The sequence below is a fragment of the Hymenobacter glaciei genome, assembly GCF_039539585.1.
In the GTDB taxonomy this organism is placed as follows: Bacteria; Bacteroidota; Bacteroidia; order Cytophagales; family Hymenobacteraceae; genus Hymenobacter; species Hymenobacter glaciei.
Window position 1 is genome coordinate 42884 of sequence record NZ_BAABDK010000010.1, and the last position, 24064, is coordinate 66947.

At 62.6% G+C, this 24064-nt stretch carries 25 protein-coding genes; 6 read left to right on the forward strand and 19 right to left on the reverse strand.

Annotated features, from left to right (window positions below; genetic code table 11):
• Positions 1–75: 75 nt before the first annotated feature.
• Both ABD837_RS04760 and ABD837_RS04765 read right to left on the reverse strand, forming a co-directional pair.
• The gene (locus ABD837_RS04760; RefSeq protein WP_345050932.1) at positions 76–813 is read right to left on the reverse strand and encodes a hypothetical protein; all 738 of its coding nucleotides are present in this window, start codon (positions 811–813) and stop codon (positions 76–78) included.
• A gap of 76 nt (positions 814–889) precedes the next feature.
• Positions 890–1660, reverse strand: coding sequence for a tetratricopeptide repeat protein (locus ABD837_RS04765; protein WP_345050934.1), 771 nt, complete (start codon positions 1658–1660; stop codon positions 890–892).
• A 193-nt stretch (positions 1661–1853) separates the two neighbouring features.
• Here ABD837_RS04765 and ABD837_RS04770 point away from each other — a divergent pair, with 193 nt between their 5' ends.
• Entirely contained in the window at positions 1854–2738 is an 885-nt protein-coding gene (locus ABD837_RS04770; protein WP_345050936.1) for an alpha/beta hydrolase, read from the forward strand.
• A gap of 13 nt (positions 2739–2751) precedes the next feature.
• Here ABD837_RS04770 and ABD837_RS04775 read toward each other — a convergent pair whose 3' ends face one another.
• The 5 genes from ABD837_RS04775 to ABD837_RS04795 form a co-directional block, all read right to left on the reverse strand.
• Positions 2752–3213 (reverse strand): GNAT family N-acetyltransferase, encoded by a 462-nt coding sequence (locus tag ABD837_RS04775; RefSeq protein ID WP_345050939.1) that lies wholly within the window; start codon positions 3211–3213, stop codon positions 2752–2754.
• 245 nt (positions 3214–3458) lie between these two features.
• The gene (locus tag ABD837_RS04780; RefSeq protein WP_345050941.1) at positions 3459–3947 is read right to left on the reverse strand and encodes a methylated-DNA--[protein]-cysteine S-methyltransferase; all 489 of its coding nucleotides are present in this window, start codon (positions 3945–3947) and stop codon (positions 3459–3461) included.
• 20 nt (positions 3948–3967) lie between these two features.
• Complete coding sequence (locus ABD837_RS04785; protein WP_425554295.1) at positions 3968–5176, reverse strand: amine oxidase; 1209 nt, start codon at positions 5174–5176, stop codon at positions 3968–3970.
• A gap of 106 nt (positions 5177–5282) precedes the next feature.
• Positions 5283–6221, reverse strand: a complete 939-nt coding sequence (locus ABD837_RS04790) for a cation diffusion facilitator family transporter (protein WP_345050943.1) — start codon at positions 6219–6221, stop codon at positions 5283–5285.
• Between the two features lie 92 nt (positions 6222–6313).
• A complete protein-coding gene (locus ABD837_RS04795) occupies positions 6314–7240 on the reverse strand; it encodes a cation diffusion facilitator family transporter (protein WP_345050945.1) in 927 nt (308 codons plus the stop codon).
• A gap of 884 nt (positions 7241–8124) precedes the next feature.
• Here ABD837_RS04795 and ABD837_RS04800 point away from each other — a divergent pair.
• Positions 8125–8682 carry a hypothetical protein gene (locus ABD837_RS04800; protein ID WP_345050947.1) on the forward strand — a complete coding sequence of 186 codons (558 nt, stop codon included), beginning with the start codon at positions 8125–8127 and terminating at the stop codon, positions 8680–8682.
• Positions 8683–8891: 209 nt separating this feature from the next.
• A complete protein-coding gene (locus tag ABD837_RS04805) occupies positions 8892–10325 on the forward strand; it encodes an APC family permease (protein ID WP_345050949.1) in 1434 nt (477 codons plus the stop codon).
• A 13-nt stretch (positions 10326–10338) separates the two neighbouring features.
• On the opposite strand, the gene ABD837_RS04810 is transcribed toward ABD837_RS04805, so the two are convergent.
• From ABD837_RS04810 to ABD837_RS04865, 12 genes are all read right to left on the reverse strand, one after another.
• Positions 10339–11058 carry a DUF92 domain-containing protein gene (locus tag ABD837_RS04810; RefSeq protein ID WP_345050952.1) on the reverse strand — a complete coding sequence of 240 codons (720 nt, stop codon included), beginning with the start codon at positions 11056–11058 and terminating at the stop codon, positions 10339–10341.
• A complete protein-coding gene (locus tag ABD837_RS04815) occupies positions 11058–11564 on the reverse strand; it encodes a GNAT family N-acetyltransferase (protein ID WP_345050954.1) in 507 nt (168 codons plus the stop codon). The genes ABD837_RS04810 and ABD837_RS04815 overlap by 1 nt, the downstream gene beginning before the upstream one ends.
• Before the next feature lie 309 nt (positions 11565–11873).
• Positions 11874–13694, reverse strand: a complete 1821-nt coding sequence (locus ABD837_RS04820; RefSeq protein ID WP_345050956.1) for a vWA domain-containing protein — start codon at positions 13692–13694, stop codon at positions 11874–11876.
• Between the two features lie 140 nt (positions 13695–13834).
• Complete coding sequence (locus ABD837_RS04825) at positions 13835–14797, reverse strand: DUF6745 domain-containing protein (RefSeq protein WP_345050959.1); 963 nt, start codon at positions 14795–14797, stop codon at positions 13835–13837.
• A gap of 11 nt (positions 14798–14808) precedes the next feature.
• Positions 14809–15123, reverse strand: a complete 315-nt coding sequence (locus ABD837_RS04830) for a hypothetical protein (RefSeq protein ID WP_345050961.1) — start codon at positions 15121–15123, stop codon at positions 14809–14811.
• A gap of 215 nt (positions 15124–15338) precedes the next feature.
• Positions 15339–16325, reverse strand: coding sequence for a porphobilinogen synthase (hemB, locus tag ABD837_RS04835; RefSeq protein WP_345050963.1), 987 nt, complete (start codon positions 16323–16325; stop codon positions 15339–15341).
• 104 nt (positions 16326–16429) lie between these two features.
• The gene (locus tag ABD837_RS04840; protein WP_345050966.1) at positions 16430–16999 is read right to left on the reverse strand and encodes a hypothetical protein; all 570 of its coding nucleotides are present in this window, start codon (positions 16997–16999) and stop codon (positions 16430–16432) included.
• Between the two features lie 83 nt (positions 17000–17082).
• Positions 17083–18222: an NAD(P)/FAD-dependent oxidoreductase gene (locus tag ABD837_RS04845; protein ID WP_345050968.1), complete on the reverse strand. Its 1140-nt coding sequence runs from the start codon at positions 18220–18222 to the stop codon at positions 17083–17085.
• A gap of 90 nt (positions 18223–18312) precedes the next feature.
• Entirely contained in the window at positions 18313–19569 is a 1257-nt protein-coding gene (gene rocD, locus ABD837_RS04850) for an ornithine--oxo-acid transaminase (RefSeq protein ID WP_345050970.1), read from the reverse strand.
• 55 nt (positions 19570–19624) lie between these two features.
• Positions 19625–20176 carry a hypothetical protein gene (locus ABD837_RS04855; RefSeq protein ID WP_345050972.1) on the reverse strand — a complete coding sequence of 184 codons (552 nt, stop codon included), beginning with the start codon at positions 20174–20176 and terminating at the stop codon, positions 19625–19627.
• A gap of 91 nt (positions 20177–20267) precedes the next feature.
• Positions 20268–21041, reverse strand: a complete 774-nt coding sequence (locus tag ABD837_RS04860; protein ID WP_345050976.1) for a DUF6597 domain-containing transcriptional factor — start codon at positions 21039–21041, stop codon at positions 20268–20270.
• Positions 21042–21069: 28 nt separating this feature from the next.
• Positions 21070–21579: a hypothetical protein gene (locus tag ABD837_RS04865; RefSeq protein WP_345050981.1), complete on the reverse strand. Its 510-nt coding sequence runs from the start codon at positions 21577–21579 to the stop codon at positions 21070–21072.
• A gap of 77 nt (positions 21580–21656) precedes the next feature.
• On the opposite strand from ABD837_RS04865, the gene ABD837_RS04870 reads away from it, so the two are divergent.
• The 3 genes from ABD837_RS04870 (at position 21657) to ABD837_RS04880 (ending at position 24054) form a co-directional block, all read left to right on the forward strand.
• A complete protein-coding gene (locus tag ABD837_RS04870; protein ID WP_345050985.1) occupies positions 21657–21839 on the forward strand; it encodes a C1orf53 family protein in 183 nt (60 codons plus the stop codon).
• 85 nt (positions 21840–21924) lie between these two features.
• Positions 21925–22164 (forward strand): 50S ribosomal protein L28, encoded by a 240-nt coding sequence (gene rpmB, locus ABD837_RS04875; RefSeq protein ID WP_088462723.1) that lies wholly within the window; start codon positions 21925–21927, stop codon positions 22162–22164.
• A 324-nt stretch (positions 22165–22488) separates the two neighbouring features.
• Positions 22489–24054, forward strand: coding sequence for an aminopeptidase P family protein (locus ABD837_RS04880; protein ID WP_345050991.1), 1566 nt, complete (start codon positions 22489–22491; stop codon positions 24052–24054).
• Positions 24055–24064 lie beyond the last annotated feature (10 nt).

The window sequence follows — 24064 nt, forward strand, 5'->3', positions numbered from 1 at the left end:
CGGGGCCTTTTTGTTGGGTTCTTGACAAGCAAAAAAAGCAACGGTATCGTTTGAACGCCAGGAGTTGACCAAGGCTTATTCCAGCGAGTAGTCAAGCTTCAGCATGAGGGTGCCGAAGCCGTCGCGGTTGGCGGATGCCCCGCCCAGCCGCTTGTTGCTGATGTCGTCGAGCTGGTCGGTGGTGGTGAAGTAGTAGTTGCCTTCGATGCCAGCGCGCCAGCGGTCGAACAGGTGCACGCTGAAGCCTGCACCAATGGGGAAAGCCCCGGCCAGGGCCGGGTAGTCGTTGCGCTCGGGCGCGAAAAACCCGGTGTTGCGGGTGGCGCGGCTGGTGCCCGGGTACGATTGGGGGTCGTAGAGCAACAAGCCCGCCCCGCCCTGTACATAAAGCTGCAAAATGGGCGGCTCGTCATTAGAGGCCGCGAAAACAGACTCGTCGGCCAGCAGGTCGTAGCGCAGAAACACAGTGCCCACGCCGTTGTGGCTCGTGAAGGCCAGCCCGCGCTCGCGCAGGTGGTCGCGCGCACTGAGCGGCACGTAACTGAACTCGCTGCCCAGGTGCAGGTGCGGGGTGAGGCGGTAGAGGACGCCAATGCTGCCGGCCACGCCGTAAAAGTTGTCGCTGGGGCTGTTGCCTAAGTCGCCATCGTAGAAGCCGGTGCCGCCGGCCAGGGTAACGTGCAGCGGCCCTTGATAGTAGGGGCGGCCCTGGGAGTTGTAATGGCGCACCTGCCGTTGGTGCTGGGCAGCGGCTGGCCGGGCGGCCAGGGCGCTGGTGGCCATCAGGCCCAAAACAAATGCTCGAAAGCGCATACGCAGAGTGGATGGTGAATAAGGCCGCCTATACGGCGCTAACGCAGCCAAGGCTGGAATCGGTACAGGGGCGGGCTTACTTAAACGTGCCCTGTGGGTCGGGCTGCTTGGCCAGCAAGTCGGAGACGAGGCCAAAATCGAGGCTGCTGGGGCTCAGGGCCTGGCCTTTGTGCACGGCAGCCCAGGCCTCCACGTACTTTTCCTGATAGAAATAGCCGCGGGCCAGCTCGTGCCAGGCATTGGCATTGTTGGGCGCAAGCGTAGTGGCGCGCTGCAGCAGGTCGAGGCCAGCGGTGAGGTCTTTCTTCTTTTTGGTCTGGCCGTAGCGAATGAGGTAACTGGTGCCCAGGTCGCTCAGCAGCAGGGTGTTGGTAGGGGCCAGGGCCAAGCCGGTGGTGAGCAGGCCAATGGCGGCATCGGGGGAGGGCTGCGTACTGGCCACAATGCCCAGGCCGCGGTAGGCATCGGCATTTTTGGGGTCGAGGAGCCAAGCCAGGTTGAAGCGGTATGTGGCCGTATCGGGCTTGTTTTCGCTCAGATACTCAAAGCCTTTGGTGGCAAAAAAAGAGCTGGCTTCGGCCGGCGAGGCAAAGCTGGCCGCAATGGCTTTGAGCTGGGCTTCGCCAATGATTTGCGTGGCCTGTGCCGCCGTTAGGCCGCCAAACAACGGCTGCAGACGGGCGGCACGAGGCGCCGGAGCACTGGTGGCAGCCAGGCTGCCATCGGAGTTGGCGGCGCTGGTACGGCCCTTGCGCTGGGCCTGGGCAGGCGCGGCACCAAGCAGGCCCAGCACCAGCAGGGTGCCCAACGCCTGCGAAACAGATTTAAGCGAAGCAGAAATCAACACGGAGAAGAAATAAAGAACAAAGGATGCGCCAGGGCTGAATGATTGGCCCGGGCTGGTTCTGACAAAGATAAAGCCAACGCTGCCAAGCCGCCCGCCGCTCCGGATTGTATCCGGGGCAAACTGTTGAGGTCTGACGGGCGTAGGTGGGGCCACTGCACCGGGTTTCGGCAGCAGTTGCCCGTTGTTCCCTGCTATGCGTCGTTTCCTGTTGCTTACCCCGGTGGCCCTGCTGCTAGCCGTGATAGTCGTTGTTCTGGCCACCGAATACGTGGTGGCCCGCCCCAGCCACCGCACCAAAGACGTTGCTTATGTGGCAGCTACGGCCCCCGACTTCGACAAAGAGCGGCACCTGCTCGACGTGTATGCACCCAAAAAGACGGCGCCAAATGCAGCCGGCTATCCGGTGGTGCTGTTCATTCACGGCGGCAGCTGGACTAGCGGCAATAAGGACTTCTACAGCTTCGTGGGTAGGCGGCTGGCCAAGCAGGGCATGGTAGCGGTGGTGATAAACTACCGGCTGGCCCCGGCCGTGCACGTGCCCGAGCAGGCTGCCGACTGCGCCCGCGCCCTGGCCTGGACGGTAGCCAACATCAAACAGTACGGCGGCGACCCGGCCCGTGTGTTTGTGATGGGCCATTCGGCCGGTGGTGGGCTGGCCGCACTATTGACGACGGATGATGAGCTGCTGGCCCGCAATGGCCTTCCCCAGAACCCCGTGCGCGGAGCCATTATGGACGACCCGGCCGGGCTCGACATGTATAGCTACCTGAAGGAGCTGAAGTACGAAGGCGACGCCAAGTATAAGGTGCCTTTCGGCAACGACCCTGCGGTCTGGAAGGAGATGTCGCCCATCTACAAGATTAAGCCCAACCTGCCGCCATTCATTTTCTACATCGGCGGCGAAACATACCCCAGTATCAGCGGCAGCTCGGGCCGTTTCCGCGACCGGCTCAAGGCCACGGGACAGGCCCCGCCGTACACCATTATTCCGGGTCGGCACCACGTGCCCATGGTGCTACAGCTGTATTGGCAGCACAACATCATCTATCAGGGGCTGCTGAAATTCGTTGGGGCGTAGTGTAGCCAAGGCGTCAGAGCCCCCGGCGCATTTCAGTTAAATGGCGTCGGAAGCCGACTTTTTCGTAAGCCTTGACGGCCGCCTGGTTGTCGTGGTATACATCCAAGCGCAACTCGCGAACATCTTGGGCTTCTGCCCAGCGGGCCAGGGCTGCTATTATCTGCTGGTTTACTCCCGTCCCCCGCCGGTCGGGCACCACGTACATGAAACCGAGGTAAGCGTGCCGCCGGTGCTTCAAATACACCTTTGAGTCTTCGAGCCGCGCGTAGCCGGAGCCAATTACAGTGTGGTCGATTTCAGCCACCAGCAGCTCCACTTCCGCGGTGTCAAGCATACCCGCCAAGTCGTAGTAGCTCACACCGGCCGCCGCCAGGGTGGGGTCGAATTGGCGCTCAACCTCAACAATGGCCTGCTCGAACTCCAATAAAACGGGCAGGTCCTTTCGCGTGGCTTTCCGAATCACTACTTGGCTCATGGCTTACAAGAATAAACGGTAGCCTACTGGGCCGCCTCGCTGCTATTGAAACTGTTAAGGAAGTTGTAAGAACCGCGTAGAGACGCGACCCTTCGCGTCTCCGGAACCGTGCTGTTCACGTCTCCGGAACCGCGCCGTTCGCGTCTCCGGAACCGCGCCGTTCCAGCATCGTTCAACGCCGAGACGCGATGGGTCGCGTCTCTACATCGTGTTGCCAGGTTGCACCGGGTTGTTAACTGGCTTCCTTAATTGAACAGGCCGCCTTGGCGAGTAGGCTGCTCAAACTCAAGCAGCCACTTCTTGCGGTGCATGCCGCCAGCGTAGCCCGTCAGGCTGCCGTCGGCCCCGATGACGCGGTGGCAAGGCCATACGATGGCCAACGGGTTTTGGCCATTGGCCGCGCCCACGGCCCGTACCGATTTCGGGTTATTCAGCAGCTTGGCCACGTCGAGGTACGAAGCCGTGCGGCCGTAGGCAATGCCCGTGAGTGCCTGCCAAACCTGCCGCTGGAAGTCGGTGCCACATTCCGGAGCATAAGTGAGATTGAACTCCCGCAACTCGCGCCCGAAGTAGGCCGTCAGCTGCTCGTGGGCCGGGCGCAGGCAGCCTGGAATAGCCGTTGAAGCGGTAGCCGCTGCTACTTCATCGAGGAACGTAACGGCACTCAGGCCCGCGTCGGAACCGGTGAGTGCCAGCGAACCTAGAGGCGTGACGATGGTGGCAGTGGCGTTCATGCCCTAAAACTACGGCGCCCCTACAGCAGTTGCGGCAGCTCCGGCAGCAGAACCCGGCGACGCACGGGCTTGGCGGCATTTACCACGGCCTGGGCCTGCAGCAGGGCTTCGGCGCTGGGCTGGTGCAGCACGCGGCCGGGGCCCGGCTGCGAGAGGTCGGCATCCCAGAGGCCAGAGCGATGCCACTCGTGCAGGTGGTCCCAGTCGGGCCGGTCGATAAGCGGGTAGATGCAGACGCCCTGCAGGGGTAGGCCTTTGCGCAGCACGTGGGCACATTCTTCGGCAATCATGCGCCACCACTGGGGGCGGTCCACGCCGGGGTGGCTGGTTTCGGTGATGGCGAAGGGGCGGCCGTAGCGCTGGTAGGCTTTGCGCAGCAGCTTGTGCAGCGGCACCCAGCGCGGGTCCATCTGCGCGTCGTGCCAGCCCAGCTTCTGGTAGGGGTGCAGCTGCCACTGGTTGTCGTAGTAGTAGTTGAAACCCACGATGTCGAGCAACTCGGGGGCACCACCCAGCTCGGGGCACAGGCGGCCGCAGAGCATGTCGGTGGCCTGAAACTGGTTGTTGTGCGCCTCGCGGGCTTCGCGGCTGTGGCTGGCCCAGGGGTTAGGCGGCGGCACAATGCTGATGAGGGGCTCAGTGGTGAGCAGGCGGATGCTGGGGTCGGCCTCGCGCAGGGCGTAGCTGCCCTCAATGTAGGCGCGCATCAGGCCGTATTTCACGCGCCAGCCCTGGCCGTGGCAGTAGGGCGAAGTGCCGTTGGCTTCACCGCCAAGCCAGGAAATGAAGCTGACTTCGTTGATGGGCGTCACGATGAGCACATCGTCGGGCCGCTCGGAGCGGTAGAAATCGACGAAGGCCCGGCAGAGGGCGGCAAAGCGCCGGGCAAACATCGGGTGTAGCGGCGTAAGGTCGTCGGGGTAGCCGAAGTGGCAGATGTCCCACACCTGCTGAACGCCGTGGCGCTGGCCCGCATCGAGCATGGCTTTCACCGTGCTGAAATCGTAGTGATAAGGCGTTTTCTCAATCATGGCCCAGCGAATGCCTTCACGCACGGTGCCGATATCGAACGGCTGCTGGGCCGCGTAATCTGCGTCAATCAGCTGCAAGTGGCCGGTGAGGGGCAGGAAATCGACGCGGTGGCCGAAGGCATTGAGTTGGTCGGTGCATTCGTAGCCACCCCACCAAAACGAGCGAAAGGGCGAGGCTACCGGGGTAAGCATTTTCATAGCAAAGAGGCTGCGTGACACAAGGAAACACCCGCGTCTGCCCATCGGGCGAATGCGGGTGTTTCCTTGTATTACCCGAAAAAAGGCTTTTGGGTTGAGGCCGGGCTTATTTTGCCGGCGTTGCGGCCGGCGGCACCAGGTTTTTGGCTTCGATAAAAATACGCTTCACTTCGGGGTGTTCTTTGCGAATGGCGTCCTGCAAATGTTCGACGGCCGTAGCCACCTGGGTCGAGCTCAGGTTGTCGGCAAAGTCCACGTCGAGGGCCATAATCACGTCGTTCGGGCCGAGGTACATGGTGAGGGGCGAGCGGATTTCGCGCACCTGCGGCTGCTCGCGGGCAATGCGTTCGAGGTTGGCCAGCGTGGGCGCATCCACGCCCGCGCCCACCAGCAGGCCCTTGGTGCGGCCCACCAGAAACACGGCCACCAGCATCAGCAGCAGCCCGATGGCGATGGACGCGCCGCCGTCGAAGTAGGGATTGTCGAGCAAATGACCCAGAAACACGCCAATGCCCGCCAACGCCAGGCCCACCAGGGCGGCCAGGTTTTCCATCACGGAAGCAAACACGGCCGGGTCGCGGCTGGTGCGCAGCATCTTCACGAAGCCCACGTTGGCGTCGGACTGCGCCAGCAGGGCCTTTACGGAGAGGTAAAAGGCCAGGCTCTCGAACAAAAAGGACAGGCCCAGCACGATGTAGTTCCAACTGGCGTCTTCAAGCGGCTCGGGGTGCTGGATGTGCTTGATGCCTTCGTAGAACGACATGCCGCCGCCAATGGCGAAGATGAGCACGGCCACAATCAGGCCCCAGAAATACAGCTCTTTGCTGTGGCCAAAGGGGTGCTCGGCATCGGGTGGGCGCTGGCTTTGGGCCGTGCCGTAGAGCAGCAGCGCGCCGTTGCCGGTATCGACGAGCGAGTGGATGCCTTCGGAGAGCATGGCCGACGAGCCCGTGAAATACGCGGCCACGAACTTGCTGATGGCGATGGCAATGTTGGCGACAATGCCGCCGTAGAGGGAGAGTTTAGAAGCGTTAGCGTTGGCCATACGGCAGGGTTAGATGAGCTATTATTAAGATTCAAAGGACGTCATGCTGCGCTGACGCGCCATGACGTTCTGGTTTTTGGTCCTGCGGCGGTTTACGCAGCACGGGTTGATAGTGACTTGGCCTCGATGAAAATGCGCTTCATTTCGGGGTATTTGGCCCGAATGGCATCCTGCAGCTTGTCGATGGCGTCCTCAATTTCCTCCGAAGTAAGGTGGTGGGCAAACTCGACGTCAAGGGCCAGAATCACGTCGGCCGGGCCGAGGTAGGAAGTGAGGGGCGGGCCCACTTCGTCGATGTTGGGCTGGGCGCGCACAAGGGCTTCGATGGCGTCCAGCGTTTCGTCGTCGACGCCGGTGCCCACCAGCAGGCGCTTGGTTTTGTAGATGAGGAACAGCGCCACGCACACCAGCAGCAGGCCAATGGCAATGGACGCCGCGCCGTCGAGGTAAGGATTGTTCAGCAAATGGCCCAGGTACACGCCCGCCAGCGCAATAACGAGGCCCAGCAGGGCAGCCAGGTCTTCGAGCAGAATGGCGAATACCGATGGGTCTTTGCTACGGCGCAGGGTTTCCCAGAAACCGGCCTCGCCGCGGTCGGCATTGAAGGCTTTGAAGGCCAAAAAGCAGGAAATAGCCTCGAACACCAGCGAGAGGCCCAGCACCCAGTAGTTCCAGGTGGGGTCGGATAGGGGAGCGGGGTGCTTGAGGTGCTCGATGCCTTCGTAGAACGACATGCCGCCACCCACCGAAAACACCAGAATGGCCACAATCAGCGCCCAGAAATACAGTTCCTTGCTGCGGCCGAAGGGGTGGCGCTTGTCGGCCGGTTTCTCGGCCTGGTGCACGCCATAGAGAATCAGGCCGCCATTGCCGCTGTCCACCAGCGAGTGAATGCCTTCGGAAAGCATGGCCGACGAGCCCGTGAAATACGCGGCCACGAACTTGCTGGCGGCAATGGCGACGTTGGCCACAATGGCCCCGTAAATGGCCAGCTTGGAAGAGGAACCCGGTGAACTCATGCCCGGGCTTACGCGGCAAACCGGGCGGGGTTGGTACATCTTATTTGCTGCTGGACTTGGCGCAACGCAAACCTCCGCACTACCCGCACTCCGATGAGCCTCGCCAGCATCCGCGGCAACAGGAGTAGCACCCAGTTATTGGCTTCGGGGTCGGAGGGGTGGTGGAGGTTGGCGCGGGCTACCATGAAATCGACGCAGTACCAGAGGGCAATGCACTCCAACCAACTCACGAGGTGCAACAGCGCACTCGTATGTGCTGATTCTTAGCGCATTTTCGTGGTCAGTGTACAGACTGAACGACGTAGGGGCGGGGTCGTACCCGGTAGGGCTCGCCCCCGCCCCTACATCCACTAACTTCGAAACTGCTCTAGGTAAAAAGCCCCGCCCAGCCCGCTCTACTGCGCCGCCGTTCTCGTACCAGTGCTAACAATATGCCCCGGCAGGCTGGAAACATGGCTGGCAGCAGCAGGCTGTGATTGTCTCATTGTCTCTATTCTTCCCTTTTGGCGAAGGGCAGAAACTGCCTGACCTTATCAGTTTTAAGTAATCGAGCAGAAGTAATCAGGTCATCGTCCGGCCCGGTCCGACCGCCCTAGGCGGTCCGACCGGTTGTCGTCAGCGCAAAACCGGAGGTGCTTCAACCGGTCCGACCGCCTGGGGCGGTCGGACCGGTTGAAGCCGAATTACTTTTGCTCGACTACTTAGCTCAGCTTTGACTCGTACCCCATACTTTAGTACGAGCATGAAATAGCCAACGGGCCAGCGAGCAAAGAAGCCTGGCTGGGGCCAAACAGCACCTTCCCAACCCTAGCCCCGGCCCCGCCCGCTCGCCGGGCCCCGCACCACTACTACCTCACGCTCCATCCCAACCCCCCCCCGCCCGCATGGCCCGCGTCACCCACAACCTCCTCCTGCAAGGCATCAGCGGTAAAATCGGCCCCCTCGTCGTGCGCCAGGTGGGCGGCCAAACCATCGTGCAGGCTGCTGAGAATAAAGCCAAGCGCGCGCCCCGCTCGCCCAGGCAGCAGGCCCACCTCGACCGCATGTACCAGGCCCAACTCTACGCCAAAGCCCAGCTGCGCGACCCCGCCGCCAAAGCCCACTACGCCGCCCGCATCGACCAGCGCCGCACCAGCGCCTACACCGTGGCCATTGCCGATTACATGCGCGCCCCCGAAATCCTCGGCCTCGACGCCCGCGCCTACCACGGCCGCCCCGGCGACGCCCTCCTCGTGCAGGCCACCGACGATTTCGAAGTCATCGCCGTCATCCTGCGCTTCCTCGCCCCCAGCGGCGCCGAGCTCGAAACCGGCCCCGCTACCCTGCAGCCCGCCGGCTACTGGCACTACGCCGTGCGGCAAAACCACGCCGCCGGCACCACCTGCGACGTCGAAGCCCACGACCGCCCCGGCAACTGCACCACCCGCCACTTCACGCTGTAAGCGGTAGCCCCGCTTTTGTTCAATTTCACCCGCCACCCTCCAGCTGCCTTCCATAGGAGAAGTATAGAAGAAGTATAGAAGAAGTCTAGAGGCAATATAGAAGCAGAGTGAATCTACCCTGAATCTGCTCCGGTATAAAGTCCTATTAGCGGCCCGTCCGGCCAGCGGTGTTTACCGGCAGCTACCTCCGCCCGTACTACTTTCGCCCCATGTCCGCACCCACTCTGCAGCGCCGCCTCGGCCTAGTTCAAGCCACCGCCCTCAACATGATTGACATGGTGGGCATCGGCCCCTTCGTCACGCTACCGCTCGTGATGGGCTTTATGGGGCCGAATTTCCTATTGGCCTGGTTGGTGGGCGCGGCTCTGGCCTCGGTCGACGGCCTTATCTGGAGCGAGCTGGGCGCGGCCTACCCCGAAGCCGGCGGCAGCTACCGCTTCCTCAAGCTGGCCTACGGCGAGCAGAAGTGGGGCCGCTACATGTCGTTTCTGTACGTGTGGCAAACACTTATTCAGTCGCCGCTGGTGCTGGCCTCGGGCGCTATTGGCTTTGCCCAATACTTCGGCTACCTGGTGCCCATGACGGAGTGGTGGCAGCCCAAAGCCGTGGCCGGCACCGTGGTGTTGCTGCTGGTTGTGCTGCTCTACCGCCGCATCGAGGACATCGGCAAGCTGGGCGTGGCGCTGTGGGTGGGCGTGCTGGGCCTCATGGGCTGGCTGATTTTCGGCGGCCTCACGCATGCTAACCACCACGTCGATATTTTCCCGGCGGGCGGTTTTCCGGCGCTGCCGGGTCTGCTTATCTCGGCGGCCATGGGCCAGGCGGCGGTCAAAACCATCTATTCCTACCTCGGCTACTACAACGTGTGCCACCTCGGGGCCGAGATTAAGGGGCCGGAGAAAGTCATTCCGCGCAGCATTTTCCTCAGCATTCTGGGCATCGCGGCCCTGTACCTGCTCCTAAACTGGAGCGTGGGCACGGTTATTCCCTGGCAGGAGGTACAGGGCTGGCAGGCCAGCGCCGGCGACAAGTCGCAGTTCATCGTGAGCGTGTTTGTGGAACGGCTTTACGGGCCGGCTGCCGCCACCTTCGCTACGGCACTGGTGCTGTTGGTGGCATTTGCGTCGCTGTTCGCGGTGCTGCTGGGCTACTCGCGCATTCCCTACGCGGCGGCGGCTGATGGCGAGTTTCTGCCGGTGTTCGGCAAGCTGCACCCCACCAAGCATTTCCCCTACGTGTCGCTGCTGCTGCTCGGCGGCGTGGGCTTCGTGTTCAGCCTGCTGTTCCGGCTGGGCGAGGTGATTTCGGCCATTCTGGCCATGCGCATCCTCGTGCAGTTCGTGGGCCAGGCCGTGGGGCTGATGCTGCTGCGGAAGCGGCGCGGCACGAGCGCGCTACCGTTCAAAATGCCGCTGTACCCGCTGCCCGTCATCCTGGCCATTATCGTGTGGCTGTTCGTGTTTGTGGGCATTGCGCCGGTTGAGGTGACGTGGGGCGGCGTGCACTTCAAGCTGTATTTCCAAGTGGCCGCGCTGGGCATGATGGCGCTGGGCACGGGCGCATTCCTGCTCTGGAGCCGGCGGCTGGGGCGCTGGCCGTATGCGCAACAGACTCAATCAGCAACTGAGCGGCTTCCGGAATAAGTGTGGTCCGACATCAGCCCAGCCAGTAACTCAATGCACCCGCCACCAACGCCCCCGTCAGGGTATTGATGAAGTTGACCGCATTGTTGCGGAGCACGCCACTGCGTTCCAGCGTCGCGCCCAATATCGAGTCGACCAGATTTCCCGCCGTGCCGGCTATTAGCAGCCACCCAAACGCCGGCCCCCAGCCAAAGCCCGTGCAATAAGCCGCCGCTAGCACTGCCGTGCCCGCCAGCCCCAGCAGGGTACCTTCCAGGCTCACCACGCCGTTGAGGCCGCGCGTATCGGGCCGCAGGGTGAGGATGTTGTAATAGCGGCTGCCGTACACGTTACCTAACTCCGAAGCCAGGGTGTCGGCGGTAGCAGCGGCAAAGCTGCCGGCCAGCATCAGGCGGGCTAGCGGGGCGTGGTTGGGCAGCTGCCAGGTCAGCAGGCCCAACAAGCCCGCTATGCCGGCATTGGCCAGTACCTGACCGGTTGTGCGGCGGCCCCGGTTCTCCTCGGCCAAGCCTTGGCGGCGCTTGTCGGCCATGCGCCAGCTGGAGGCAGCCGTGCCCATTGCGAAAAACAGCCCTAGCAGCACTAGGCCGGTGAAGCCGCTACCGAGATAAATCAGCAAACCCAGCGCCCCACCGGTGGCAGCAGCGGCCGTGCTCAGTTTGCCAGCCCGCACGCTGCATACCATGCCTGTCCCCAGCAACAGCACCACCAAACCGAGACGGAAAGAATCCATTACCCCAGCCGCTTCTCGTAGCAGAAGAACCGCAGCCCCGGCCGAAACGCCAGCGTGATTTCGCCCGCAAAGCGGTAGCCCAGCTTCGGGAACAGCCGCTGCGTGGCTGTATTCTCGGAGTTGGTATCGACCCGCAAAAAATTTAGACCCTGCGCCACCGCTTGCTTCTCGGCCTGTTCCATCAAGGCCAGCGCTACGCCTTGGCCTTGCGCGGCCGGGTCCACGGCCAGGCGGTGCGTTACGAGGGCGGGCTGGGTTACGTCCCAATCGGCTTGGGCGTACTCGTCGTCTTGGTCTTGGGTGAGGGCGGCCACGCCGGCTACCGCGCCGTCGAGCTCGGCCACCCAGAGGTGCCGTTGTTCGATGTCATTGGTAAACACTTCCGCGTTTGGGTAATCAACTGACCACTGGAAATTGCCGCTGGCTTGCATCAGGGGCACCACGCGGCGCACCAAGGCGAGAATGGCGGGCAAATCGGTGAGGGTGGCGCGGCGGGTGGGAAGCATAAGCAAACAGAAATAGGCAGTCGAAGAAGACGTAAGTAAAACACTGCTGCTACGCAGCCCTTGTTAGAGAAGCCCGCCAGGCCGTAGCGCGAACTTTCAGTTCGCGTCCCCGCGCCGCTAAAGCCATTCCAACGGCGTGGAGACGCGAACTGAAAGTTCGCGCTACTTACCGGCTGCTTAACAGCAATAAAGCAGACAGCCCGGAAACCACTGCTCCGGCAGGGCTTCCGGGCTGCTGAGGCCAGGCAAAAGTAACGGGGCCGGCTGTATGCTCCGGTTCAGGGCTTGGGCGCGTACAGCCTCACGGGGCTAGGTGGTTTGCACGAAGCGCTTGATTTCGCCGCTGGCAATGTAGGACTTACCATCGGGCGCGGTGTTCACCTGGTCGACGACAAACAGGGTGCTTTCGGCGCGAATGCCGCGCGGGAAACGCATATTCCAGTCGGGGTCGAAGCCGTCGCTCACCACGCGGGCGCGCAGCTTGCTACCGTCCTTCACGCACTGAATGAGAATGCCCGAGCCAATGGTGTCGGTTTCCTCCAAATCGGCCAGCGTGGTGGCCGGTTTGGCCGGGCGCGAGCTGGCGCTGCTGCTCCGGCTGCGTCCGCCGCCGCTGCCGGGGTGGCTGCCGGCCAGCGGGTCGGTTTCGCCCGGCCGCACTAGGCGGGTAATGCTGCCCTTGGCGCGGTAAAACGTGCCGTCGGCGCTCAGCTCCAGCTCTTCTACCACGTAGTGCGCGCCCTCGGCCCGGATGGCGCGTGGAAACTGAATGTTGAGGTCGGCAAAGCCTGCTGAGAGCACCCGCACCCGCAGCTTGCCGCCCTCGCGGAAGCACATCAGCTCCACGCCCGGGCCGGCTTCGCTCACCACCGGCAGCGCGTGGGCCGCCGGGTCAATGCTCACGCCCCGGCCCGCCAAATCGACCCGCGACCGGCGGCCCTGGAAGGCCTGGTCGCGCAGCTCCTTGCGGCTCTCGTTGTCGAGGTGGCGGCTGGCAATACGCTGGGCGTAGTGGTTCAGCTGGTCGATTTCCTCGGCAATCTCGAAGTGCTCGTGCAGGCCCTTAGCCGTCAGGTCGGCCACCAGCTGATGCAGCAGGACTTCGGCTTCGCGGTGCTGGCTGGCATCGGCCATTTCTACCGCGCGCTCCTTGTCGCGGGCAATGCGCAGGCGGGCCAAATCCAGCAGCACGCGGCTGTCGGTGGCGGCCACCACGGCCTCGACGCTGCCGGCGGTTATCTGCACCGTGTGTTCGCCGGCAATGGCCTCGATGCTGCCCTGGCGAATGGCATCGGCCCGGTAGGCGATGTGCAGCAGCTGGTGGCTGCCGGCGGGTAGGGCTGGCAGCCGCAGCTGCAGCCCCAGCAGCTTGTCTTCGTTCTCGTGCACATCGCCCAGGTGCAGCACCAGGCGGCCGTCGGCCTGGGGTTCGGGGCGGGCCAGGCTCAGCACGTCGTCGATAACCGTGGTGCCGAGCGGGGTGAGGGTGACTGTCAGGTTCTGGGCGGCAATGGCCTTGAGGCTATCCAGCTCGATGCCGAACACGTCGGCCGCATCGTCCAGCGACTGAATGAAGTAGAAATTGCCCCCGGCGGCCCGCGCCATGCCAATCAGCAGGTCTTCCTCGAAATGGCTGCCGAAGCCCAACGTCGTAGTGCTGATGCCCTCCTCGGCCTTCTTGCCCGCTGTTTTGTTCAGCACCGCGTGGTTGGTGATGCCGTTGTTGGCCTGCCCATCGGTGAGCAGGAGCACGCGGTTCACGTGCTGGTCGGTTTTGTGGCGGGCCACCAGCTCGCAGCCTTGCAGCCAGCCGCCGCTCAGGTTGGTGAGGCCCCCGGCCCGCACGTTCTTCAAAATGCTCTTGATGGCGCCCTTGTCGGTTACCAGCTGGGCATCGAGCAGGGTGTCCACCGCGTCGTCGTACACCACAATGCTCAGCCGGTCGTCGGCCGTGAGGCGGTCCACGAAATCGGCGGCGGCCTGCAGGGCATAGCGGAGCGGGGCGCCGGCCATGCTGCCGCTGCGGTCAATCACGAGGGCCACGTTGAGGGGCCGCCGCTGGGCATTGGGCACGTCTTCGCGGAAGCGCAATAGCAGACTGGTAGTGTCGGCCAGATTTTCGAGAAGCACTGGGGTGGAAGGTTGCTGGGTAATCTGCATGAAAGGGGTACTGGAAAAGAGTGTGGAGTGAGAAGGCAACCGTGCCCCGGCCCACTGTCCGGAGCAGGACCTGGGAAAAGTAAAGAGAAAGATTTAATTTTAAGATATTACTATGTCTCGATGAGCGGCCGGTAGTCATGCTCGTTCTCGAAGCCGGCCAGCCACGCGGCAGCCCGGCGGCAGGTGCGCAGGTGCGGCGGCACCCGCAGCACGTAGGTATGCGCCGTCGAAGGGCAAATGACGCGCAGGGCTACCACCGGCTCGTCGCCCTCCAGCGGAATGCTGAGCAACTGCCGCTCGCCGCCGGCATCGCGGTCGCGGTCCAGTACCAGCCCGCCCATTTCCCGCACAAACCGGTCGAGGCCGAAGCGCTCCAGCAGCACCCGCCGCCGCGTCACGTTGCGCACGTTCAGGATTTCCACTGCCTTGAGGTCTTCGGGGCGGAAGGCGGTGCGCTCATCTACGGTCGTGCCCTGCCAGTGCAGGTTCACGCGCAGGCCGGTGGGCATGCCCGTTAGGCCGCTGCCGGCTACTTCCAGCCAGTGCGTGAGGTGCAGCGTGGCCGGTAGCTGCACCAGGCACGGGCAGTTGGCCACGTCGAGCGAGCGGGCCGTGAGGCGCTCGGGCAGTTGGCACAGCTGGGGGTTGCCGCTCAGGCCCACGTGCTCGCGCACCAGCCAGTCGCCGGTCAGCTCGCGCACGGCGGTGCGGGCGGCCTGCACACTCGTGGCCCGCAGCCGCTCGGGCAGTAGCTCCAGGTTGGGGCAGTCGTTCACTTCCAGGTGGGTGCATTCCAGCCAGCGGGGCAGCTCGCGTAGCCGGGCTTCTCCGCTCAGGCGCAGGGCCCCGCTCACAATCAGCTCATCGGGCAGGCGGCCGGCCAGCAGCATAGCCCGGGCTGCCTCAGGCGTGGCTCGTACGGTTCCACCTACACCGGGCGACACGGGCAAAACGGGCGGTACTGTGCCGGCTCCGAATGAGCGGGCACGCCAGGGTTCGGCCGGCTCGGCTGCCGGCGGCGCTGTGGGAGCGGGCCGGCGCAGCTGCCGGCCCCGGGCGTTGATGCTGAACATAAGCGCGGCAGTTAGTCGATAACGGTGCGAATAGCCGTGGGCGTGTACTCGCGCTGCTGCCAGACGCGGTACACGCCCACCGGCAGCTCAATGGCGCGGTGTTCCTCGTGCACCAGCGTGGCCGTGGGGGCCGAAACCAGCAGGTATAAATCCTGGCCGTACACGTACAGGCTGGCCGCCCCAAACTCCTGGATGCGGTGGCTGTGCCCGGTGTGCTCGCCGTGCGCCAGCACCAGGCCCCGGTGCGGCACTGAGCCAGCGGGAAGCGCCGCTACGGCGGCAATAAGTACATCGCCGTGGCGATACAGAAAGCGGGGCTGAGTCATATTGTTTGCTAAAATGGTTTGCCAGATAAAAGAGCTAAAATCATTGCCTGAGCGGCGCTGCCGTTGTTCATGCAATAATACGGAAGACTAATTAAATTAGCTACAAGTACTGGTAATTATTACCAAAATAATTAGCAATCAAGATTTGACTACTACCAAAAAAGCCGCTCTGACTGGCAGGGCGGCTTTCGCGAATGAGAGGAATAGAATGCAGCTTACCCGCGCCGTAGCACGGCGGCCGCTTCCTTGGCAAAATAGGTCAGGATAGCATCGGCCCCGGCGCGCTTGATGCTGGTGAGTACCTCCATCATGGTGCGCTCGCCATCAACCCAACCGTTCTGAGCGGCGGCCTTTATCATGGCGTACTCGCCGCTCACGTTATAGGCCGTCACGGGCAGGTTGGTATTGTTTTTCACCTCCCGAATGATGTCGAGGTAGCTCAACGCGGGCTTAATCATCACCATGTCCGCACCTTCGGCTTCGTCGAGGGCCAGCTCGCGCAGGGCTTCGAGGCGGTTGGCGGGGTTCATCTGGTAGCTTTTCTTGTCGCCTTTCTTGGGGGCCGACGACAGCGCATCGCGGAACGGGCCATAGAAGGCCGACGCGTACTTAGCCGTGTAGCTCATGATGCTGACGTGGCTGAAGTCGTTCTCGTCCAGTACCCGCCGAATCCAGGCCACGCGGCCGTCCATCATGTCGCTGGGCCCGATGATGTCGGCTCCGGCACGGGCTTGCGCGAGGGCCATTTGGCCCAGCACTTCCAGGCTGGCGTCATTGAGGATTTCGCCCGAGTCGGGGTCCACCACGCCGTCGTGGCCGTCGGAGCTGTATGGGTCCATCGCCACATCGGTCATGATGACGACCTCCGGAAATTGCCGCTTGATGTCGGCCACGACCTTCAAATACAGGCCTTCGAGGTTGGTGCTTTCGCGGGCCATCGGGTCCTTCAGCACTTCGTTGATGTTGGGGAAGGGCGCGAACGCTTTCACACCCAGCTCCACGCACTGCCCGATTTCGTCAATCACGCGGTCGGCCGTGAAACGCACGATACCGGGCATCGACTTGATTTCCTCGGTCTTGTTCTGGCCTTCGGTGATGAACAGCGGGTAAATAAAATCGTGGGCGGTGAGGCGGGTTTCCTGCACCATGTCACGGATGACGGCGGACTTGCGGTTGCGGCGGGGGCGGTGAGTTGGGAGCATAAGGGGCAAGAAAACCGGCTCTGACCCAGCCGGCACGAAGTAGAAAATGAATGGGCCGCTGAAATAAGCAGCTAAGCGCCGCAAAGTTCGGCCGGGCCAGTCAATTAATGTCCGCCCGGGTCGAGGTAGGCCAGCAGCACCACGCCCGCCGCAATGGCCGCCGTGATAATCCAGCCCACACCGCCGCCGCTAATGGCCAATCCTACCAAGGCTACCACCAGCACCACCATGCCCAGTATCCCCAGCACCGTCAGCCCCAACCCTTGGCTAGCTGGTGCGTGCGCCCGGTGCAGTAAAGGCCGCTGGCGGAATAACGAGGCGCGGACTTTGGCAGGAGGAGTGGTAGCTGTTTGAGCCGTCGCCGCCGCAAGGAGTTGCGGTTGCGCGAACTGCTGCCGCGCTGCAGCCGGAACCTGCGATTTTGCGGCTGGTCCGGCAGGAAGCGGCATACCAACAACTTCGGCAACCGGCGCCGCAGGTGCCAACGTTGTTGTAGCGGCCAGTGGAGCAGCCGGCATTTCGACTGTTGCAGCCCGGCCTGCCATCGTCGGGGAGGCTGGCGCAGTGGCCCGCAGCACTATTGGCTGGAACGAGAAACTGGGCCGGCTGCTCTGGCAGCCACTGGCCAAGCCGGCAAAAACCATCAGCACCGCCAGCAAACGGAAGTGGAGCAAACGAAGACGTGTAATAGAAGGCATAAGGAAGAAGCGCGGAAATAAGGTCGGCGTTGGGCTGTACGAAGATTGACTGGTTTCCGCTACCCAACTGCCAGTTTCATGGCCGCCTGCCAGCCGGTGCCGGCCCCCAGCGCCACGCCCATGCCATTGCAGCGCACGGCGGCCAGCACACCCGGCCGCACCCAGTCGATAATCGGAGCCAGTGCCGGCCCAAAGCCCATCACCCCACTCCAGCGGTAGTCGATGCGCGGCTGATGGCCGGGCACAACTACCTCCCGCAACAGCGTTTCAAGGTATGCCTGCACCGGCGCGGTTAGGCCTGCTTCCGTTGTTTCTTCTGCTCCAAAATCTAGGTTGCGGCCGCCGCCGAGCAGAATACGGTGGTCGGGCAGCTGCCGGAAATAGGCGTAGCCGTGGTCGTAATGAAAGGTGCCAGTCAGATGCACCTCGGGCAGCGGTTCCGTCACCAGCACCTGGCCGCGGCCGGGCGTTACGGCCAGCTCCGGCAGCAGCTCGGTGGCGAAGGCGTTGGTGGCCAGCAGTACCTGCCCCGCTTCTACGACTGCGCCATTAGCTAGCCGCAGCCGGTGGCCATTGGCTGAGGTTTCGATAGATTCCACAGCGCAGTTGGTGAGCACGGGCACGTCGGCGGCCCAGGCGCGGGCCAGCAGAGCGCGCATCATGCGGCCGGTATCTAGGCTGCCTTCGTGCTCATTTTGGAGCAGCGTGCCCACTCCGCCGAAACCGTAGCGCCCGGCCTCACTGCTTACGTCTCGGAAGGTGCGAACCTGGCTTATCACTGGTGCCAGCAGCGCATTGAAGTAGTCGATTTTATCGCGGCACTCGGCCGCCAGCGTTGCTTCTTCGTGCCGAAACAGCTCGTAGCCGCCCACCGGTTGATAATCCAGCGTGGCATCGCCTACCAGCTCGCGCAGGCGGGCCAGCCCGGCCCAACGCGCCGCTACCACCGCGAGTAAGTCGCCGCGTTTCTCCTGCTCAATCAGTTCCGAAATCGAGCCGAAGCAGGCAAAGCCAGCATTCTTGGTGCTGGCCCCACTGGGCAGTGCGCCGCGCTCCAGCACTACCACGCGCCAGGTGGGCCGTAGCTGCTTCAGGTACAACGCTGCCGTCAGTCCCACCAGTCCGGCGCCAATAATGGCCACTTCGGTCGGGCCGAAGAAGGACTGATGTTCCCAGTACGATAGCGCAGAGTTTCGCAAAGTTTTAAAAATTAAGTCTCGCAAAGGCAGTTGCCCAACGAATAAAACATAGCGAAACTTAAATTTCGAAAACTTTGCGAAACTCTGCGCTTAGAAGGCCAGAATTACCTCCGCAATTATATCGCAGGCCGCGTGCAGCTGCTCCTCGGTAATCACCAGCGGCGGGGCAAAGCGGATGATGTCGCCGTGCGTGGGCTTGGCCAGTACGCCGCGCTCCATTAGGGTCACGCACACGTCCCAGGCGGTGCGGCCGTCGGCAGCGGGCACAATCACCACGGCATTCAGCAGGCCTTTGCCACGCACCAGCTCCACTACTTCGGGGCGCTGGGCCTGCACCTGACGCATCCGCTCGCGGAAAATCTCACCCAACCGGGCGGCGTTCTCCGCCAGCTTTTCGTCGATGAGTACGTCCAGCGCGGCGCGCATCACGGCGCAGGCCAGCGGGTTGCCGCCAAACGTGGAGCCGTGCTGCCCGGGCTGAATGGTGAGCATGATTTCGTCATCGGCCAGCACCGCCGATACCGGCAGCACGCCCCCGCTCAGGGCTTTGCCCAGAATGAGGATGTCGCCGCGGGTGGCTTCGTGGTCGCAGGCCAGCAGCTTGCCGGTGCGGCCCAGCCCGGTCTGAATTTCATCGGTGATGAACAAGACGTTGTGCTGCTTGCACACCGCGGCAGCCTGCGCCAGGTAGCCCACGGCGGGCACCATCACGCCCGCCTCGCCCTGGATGGGCTCGACCATGAAGCCGCACACGTGCGGGTCGCGCAGGGCTTCCTCCAGTGCCTCGATGTCGTTGTAGGGCACCACCCGGTAGCCGGGCATGTAGGGCCCGAAGCCACCCGTGCTGTCGCCGTCGGTGCTAAAGGAAATGATGCCCGTGGTGCGCCCGTGGAAATTGTGCTCAGCCACCACAATCTGGGCCATGTTCGGGGCAATGCCCTTCTCCTGGTAGCCCCACTTGCGGGCCAGTTTCAGAGCCGTTTCTACGGCCTCGGCCCCGGAATTCATCATCAGGGCTTTGTCGTAGCCGAACAGCTCGCAGAGCTGCTTCTCGGCCGCGCCCAACTGGTCGTTGAAAAACGCCCGCGACGTGAGCGTGAGCTGCTGCGCCTGCTTCGTGAGGGCCTCAATAATGCGCGGGTGGCAGTGCCCCTGGTTCACGGCTGAGTAGGCCGACAGAAAGTCGAAATACTGCTTGCCATCCACGTCCCACAGGTGCACGCCTTCGCCGCGGTTCAGCACCACGGGCAGCGGGTGGTAGTTGTGGGCGCCGTACTGGTCTTCGAGCTGCATGAGCTCGGCGGCGCGGGCAGACGTGGCGGTGGGGGAGGAAGCGGTGGCGGACATGGGGCAGGAATTGGTGAGGCCCGAAATTACGCAAAAGCCCCGGCCCGGCTCCCGCTTAGGGCTTGGCCGCGCCTACGCGGTGCAGGGTCATCTCGAAATTCTTCATCCACTGCGTGCCGTCGCGCGAGAACTCGCCCACCTCGTGCCACTGGCCTTGGGCATCGAGGCCAATGGTGAAGCGCACCTTGCCCATCCCCGGATAGTCGAAGCCCCACACGAAGCTGTGGCCGTCGGTTCCCGGCGTAGCCAGCGCGTCGGTATAGGCCCCGTCGGCCCGGTAGGCGCGCATACGGAACGTGTTGCTGGCCGCATCAAAAGCCACCGTGGCAAAGGCGTTGTGGATGGTGCGCTGCGCGTTGGCCTTGTCCAGCCCGAGCCCTTCAATGGTGAGCAGGTTGCCACCAAGCTTGCGCCGCACGGTTTCGGTCTGGTTGAACTCGCTGCGCTGGTTCGGCCCTAGCTGTATCCAGCCGGCGCCCTGCCAGTCGCCTTCCAAAAACAGAAACGGCTGCACTTTCGGCGTGGCCGCGGGGGTGGCCGGCTGGGCGTTAGCCGTGCGGGCCAGCAGCCCAAAACTCATCAACAAACAAAAACGAAGCGTAGGCATGCGTGCAGAATAAAGGGTAAAATTCGACCGCAATATTACCTGCTAGCTATGCTTGCCACTTGTAAAAATCCGTCGTTTTGCATTCAACACCTCAAGCTTTCACATCGGTATGCTGGATGCGCTGCACGTAGTTGCGGAATTCGCGCATCGATGTGCCGGCACTATCGCCAAACTCGTGGCCAAAGTGAGCCTGGTCGAAATAGCCAGCCGCTTCCAGCGTACCGAAGTAGTCGCCGTCAGCTAGCAGCAACTGCACCACGGTCGCGCGTAGGCGGCGGCTACGCGCCAGTTCTTTCATCGTAAGCCCAGTAGCTTGCTTAAAACGCTTTTGTATCTGCCGCTCGCTCCGGCTGGCCTGTCGCGTCAGTTCTCCAATATCCACCTGGCCCTGCCTGTCGAGAATGCGTTGCACCAAGGGCTGAACCAACTCGTCCGGCACGCCCGGCCCAGCTGATTCTAAAAGCGAATCAATAACCGCCGAATTGAGCGGAACCAGTGCCAGCTGCTGAACGATTTCCGCCAGCAACGGGTACCGTTCCAGCTCGGGCTGGGCTGGCCGCGCCGCATTCTTCAATCCAGTCATACCCAGGCCAAAAAGTGCCCGCGCCGCGCCCGGCACAAACCGGATGCCCGCAAACGCACTGCCCGGGGCCATTATCTGCCGAAAGTGGGTGGTGCGCGGCCCCGCCCACAAAGCCATAACGGGCGCCAGTGGATTAGGGCGGAAGACAATCAATGAGACGCATCCGTCGGGCAGTGCCGTGTGCGGTACCGGTTCGGTAATCGCAGCACTCACCTCGAAGCGCCAATAGCGCAAAACAATGTCGGCCAATGCCGGCGACGGCACAAATTCCTGGTAGTGCATGGCGCAAAATAACCCGCACCAGCCAGTATTATCGCAGCCGCATGCCTTCTACCTGCCGGGCTGTATCGGTGTAGCGACCCACGTAATTGCCTTCTTCGCGGCCACTGGCCCGCAGCAGCGTCCAGTCCACCACGGCAGTTTCGGGAAAACTCACCGGCATGGGTTCGGCGAGTATAGCCGGATTCGCCGCTTCGGGGAGTAGTAGCGCCTGCACCGTGTTGCCACGCCAGCCCAGCACCCGCACCGAAGCATGCCGGAAGCTGGTATCCGAAGCTGCCACCCGTACCGACAGTAAAAATTGGTCGCCGTCGGGCAAACCGGCCAGAAACCTCTTTTTTGCCAAGGGAAGTGTGCGGAGCGCCTCTCGCATTGGGTCGGCCAAGGCAGTTGCGTCGCGGGCCAGGGCTGGCCGCACGCCCGCTGGGGCCGTCGCCGCCGTGATGACCACGGGTGCAACAACCTGTGCGGCGGCCGGTTTCACGTTCCCCATGAGCAGGAAGACCAGTAGGGGCAATACGAAGAGGCTTGGCGTTTTCATAGAATAGATAGGATGTTTCAGGAGCAATATACGGCCTGGACCTGGTTTAACACCCGCGGGCTTACCTTTGATTCCCCATGCCTCTGCCCAAACCGCAACCGCTTCAGCCCGGCGACTTCTACTACACGCCCGAGGGCTATCTCGTCTTCACCGAGCAGTACCACCTTCGCCGGGGCAGCTGCTGTCAGAGCGGTTGCCGCCACTGCCCCTGGAAATTTCGGCCCAAATCAGCCGCTGGGGGCGCATCTGACCGGAAATAGCGCGGGGTGTTTGGTGAATGCCAGACTTTTGCCGATATTTGCGGCCCGTTTCCCTGCTTTGTATAAAATTTAACCCTCCGATATCATGGCCCGTGTTTGTGATTTGACCGGCAAGCGTACCCGCGTTGGTAACAACGTTTCGCACGCTAACAACAAGACCAAGCGCAAGTTCTATCCGAACCTGCAGAAAAAGCGCTTTTACATCCCCGAGCAGGACGCTTGGGTGACCCTGAAAGTCGCTACCTCCACCATCCGCACCATCAACAAGAACGGCATTATGGCCGTCCTGAAGAAGGCCAAGGAGCAGGGCTTTATCGTTTACTAGATTTTCAGTATTGAGTGCTGAGTAACAGGTGTTAAGAATTGCGCAAGCTTTCTGACTGCTGAACACTCACTGCTCGTTTACTCGAAAGCCAGCGCCGCGCCGGTTGTCTCTCAGGCAACCGGCGCGGCGCTGGCTTTGTCTGTTGGCGGCTATCTTGCTTTGAGGTAGTCATTCTGTGAGTTGTTTGGTATGCGGTTGTCACTATTCGCCCGTTCGGTTTTGGGCCTGCCAGCGCGGCAGGCGGTACATTTGCTACTGGGCAGCTGCCTAAGTCTGGCCGCCCTGCCTGCCGCAGCCCAGGCAACTACTTCCATACCGGAGCCTATGGTGGACTATCCCGCTCCGGCCCGGCCTGCCGATTTCCTCTCCCCTGCCTTCCACAAGCAGCGCCGTGAGCTGCTGCGGGCGAAACTGCCGCCGCACAGCGTAGCCGTGGTGTTTGCCGCGCCGGTGCGCAACCGCGCCAACGACGTCGACTTCGTTTACCACCAGAACCCCGATTTTTATTACCTCACCGGCTACGAGGAGCCCGATGCCGTGCTGCTGCTCTTTGCGGAGCCGCGTACCGTGGGTGGTCAGCCGGGCATGACGGAAACGTTGTTTACCCAGCCCCGCAACCCTGCCCGCGAGCAATGGACTGGCCGCCGCCTGGGAGCCGTGGGCGCCAAGACTCAACTGGCCCTGCAATACACCGCCGACGATACCGACTTTGCCACCTCGGGCATTAAGTGGGCCGATTTCGACAAAATTCTGTTCGACAACCTGCCCACCGACACCCGCGACGACTCCCGCAACCCGGCCGACCTGCACAACTTGGTGGCTGCGTTTCGGCAGCAAACCAACTTGCTCTCCGGATATGACCCCACGCATTCCGAAGTTGAAAGCATTATCCGTCGTTATGGCAGCCGGGATGCCAAGCGAATGACCGAATACATCAATGGCCAGGTCAAGGAAAATCCAAGTCTCGCTAAGTCGCCTTTAATCGCCGCTTATTTAGCGGCCCCCACCGACGCGGCCCGGCAAGCTGCCATCACCACCAACCCGCCCGGCCGCTTCGATGACGCTACGTTAGGCGAAAAGCTCGGCGACCTGCGCGCCATCAAAACCCCTGATGAGCTGGCGTTGCTGCGCCGGGCTGTTCGCATCAGCGCCCAGGGCCAGCGCGAGGTGATGAAGCTGATGCGCCCCGATATGGGCGAAATGGAGGTGCAGGGCCTGCACGAGTACGTGTACCGCCGCTACGGCGCCGAGTTCCAGGGCTACCCCAGCATCGTGGGCGGCGGGGCCAACGGCTGCATCCTGCACTACGAAACCAACGACCGCCAGCGCCTCGACAACGACCTCGTGCTGATGGATTGCGGAGCCGAATACCACGGCTACTCCGCCGACGTGACGCGTACTGCACCGCCGTCCGGCACTTTCAGCCCCGCCCAGCGCCAGATTTACGAGTTGGTGCTGGCCGCCCAGGAAGCTGGTTTTGCCGCCTGCCGCCCCGGCGCACCTTTCGATGCCCCCAACAAAGCCACTCAGCAAGTAGTCGCCGCCGGCCTGCAAAAGCTGGGCATCATCAAAAAGAAGGACGATTTCCGCAAGTACTACCCGCACGGCGCCAGCCACTACCTGGGCCTCGATGTGCACGACCGCGGTAACTACGGCCCGCTGCAAGCCGGCAACGTCATCACCGTCGAGCCCGGCATCTACATCCCCGCCGGCTCGCCCTGCGACCCCAAGTGGTGGAACATCGGCGTGCGCATTGAGGATGATGCGCTGATTACTGCCACCGGCTACGAGAATCTATCGGCTGAAGCCCCGCGCACGGTGGCCGATATTGAAAAGATAATGGCCGAACCCAGCGCGCTGGAAGGTTTTAAGCTGCCGGAGTTGAAGTAACTGGCGGCCG

What these genes read in the sequence shown, in the direction of transcription:
- ABD837_RS04760 (WP_345050932.1), bottom strand. Translation starts at nt 813, where the DNA reads ATGCGCTTTCGAGCATTTGTTTTGGGCCTGATGGCCACCAGCGCCCTG.
- ABD837_RS04770 (WP_345050936.1), top strand. Translation starts at nt 1,854, where the DNA reads ATGCGTCGTTTCCTGTTGCTTACCCCGGTGGCCCTGCTGCTAGCCGTG.
- ABD837_RS04775 (WP_345050939.1), bottom strand. Translation starts at nt 3,213, where the DNA reads ATGAGCCAAGTAGTGATTCGGAAAGCCACGCGAAAGGACCTGCCCGTT.
- ABD837_RS04780 (WP_345050941.1), bottom strand. Translation starts at nt 3,947, where the DNA reads ATGAACGCCACTGCCACCATCGTCACGCCTCTAGGTTCGCTGGCACTC.
- ABD837_RS04785 (WP_425554295.1), bottom strand. Translation starts at nt 5,176, where the DNA reads ATGAAAATGCTTACCCCGGTAGCCTCGCCCTTTCGCTCGTTTTGGTGG.
- ABD837_RS04790 (WP_345050943.1), bottom strand. Translation starts at nt 6,221, where the DNA reads ATGGCCAACGCTAACGCTTCTAAACTCTCCCTCTACGGCGGCATTGTC.
- ABD837_RS04795 (WP_345050945.1), bottom strand. Translation starts at nt 7,240, where the DNA reads ATGAGTTCACCGGGTTCCTCTTCCAAGCTGGCCATTTACGGGGCCATT.
- ABD837_RS04800 (WP_345050947.1), top strand. Translation starts at nt 8,125, where the DNA reads ATGGCCCGCGTCACCCACAACCTCCTCCTGCAAGGCATCAGCGGTAAA.
- ABD837_RS04805 (WP_345050949.1), top strand. Translation starts at nt 8,892, where the DNA reads ATGTCCGCACCCACTCTGCAGCGCCGCCTCGGCCTAGTTCAAGCCACC.
- ABD837_RS04810 (WP_345050952.1), bottom strand. Translation starts at nt 11,058, where the DNA reads ATGGATTCTTTCCGTCTCGGTTTGGTGGTGCTGTTGCTGGGGACAGGC.
- ABD837_RS04815 (WP_345050954.1), bottom strand. Translation starts at nt 11,564, where the DNA reads ATGCTTCCCACCCGCCGCGCCACCCTCACCGATTTGCCCGCCATTCTC.
- ABD837_RS04825 (WP_345050959.1), bottom strand. Translation starts at nt 14,797, where the DNA reads ATGTTCAGCATCAACGCCCGGGGCCGGCAGCTGCGCCGGCCCGCTCCC.
- ABD837_RS04830 (WP_345050961.1), bottom strand. Translation starts at nt 15,123, where the DNA reads ATGACTCAGCCCCGCTTTCTGTATCGCCACGGCGATGTACTTATTGCC.
- hemB (WP_345050963.1), bottom strand. Translation starts at nt 16,325, where the DNA reads ATGCTCCCAACTCACCGCCCCCGCCGCAACCGCAAGTCCGCCGTCATC.
- rocD (WP_345050970.1), bottom strand. Translation starts at nt 19,569, where the DNA reads ATGTCCGCCACCGCTTCCTCCCCCACCGCCACGTCTGCCCGCGCCGCC.
- ABD837_RS04855 (WP_345050972.1), bottom strand. Translation starts at nt 20,176, where the DNA reads ATGCCTACGCTTCGTTTTTGTTTGTTGATGAGTTTTGGGCTGCTGGCC.
- ABD837_RS04860 (WP_345050976.1), bottom strand. Translation starts at nt 21,041, where the DNA reads ATGCACTACCAGGAATTTGTGCCGTCGCCGGCATTGGCCGACATTGTT.
- ABD837_RS04865 (WP_345050981.1), bottom strand. Translation starts at nt 21,579, where the DNA reads ATGAAAACGCCAAGCCTCTTCGTATTGCCCCTACTGGTCTTCCTGCTC.
- ABD837_RS04870 (WP_345050985.1), top strand. Translation starts at nt 21,657, where the DNA reads ATGCCTCTGCCCAAACCGCAACCGCTTCAGCCCGGCGACTTCTACTAC.
- rpmB (WP_088462723.1), top strand. Translation starts at nt 21,925, where the DNA reads ATGGCCCGTGTTTGTGATTTGACCGGCAAGCGTACCCGCGTTGGTAAC.
- ABD837_RS04880 (WP_345050991.1), top strand. Translation starts at nt 22,489, where the DNA reads ATGGTGGACTATCCCGCTCCGGCCCGGCCTGCCGATTTCCTCTCCCCT.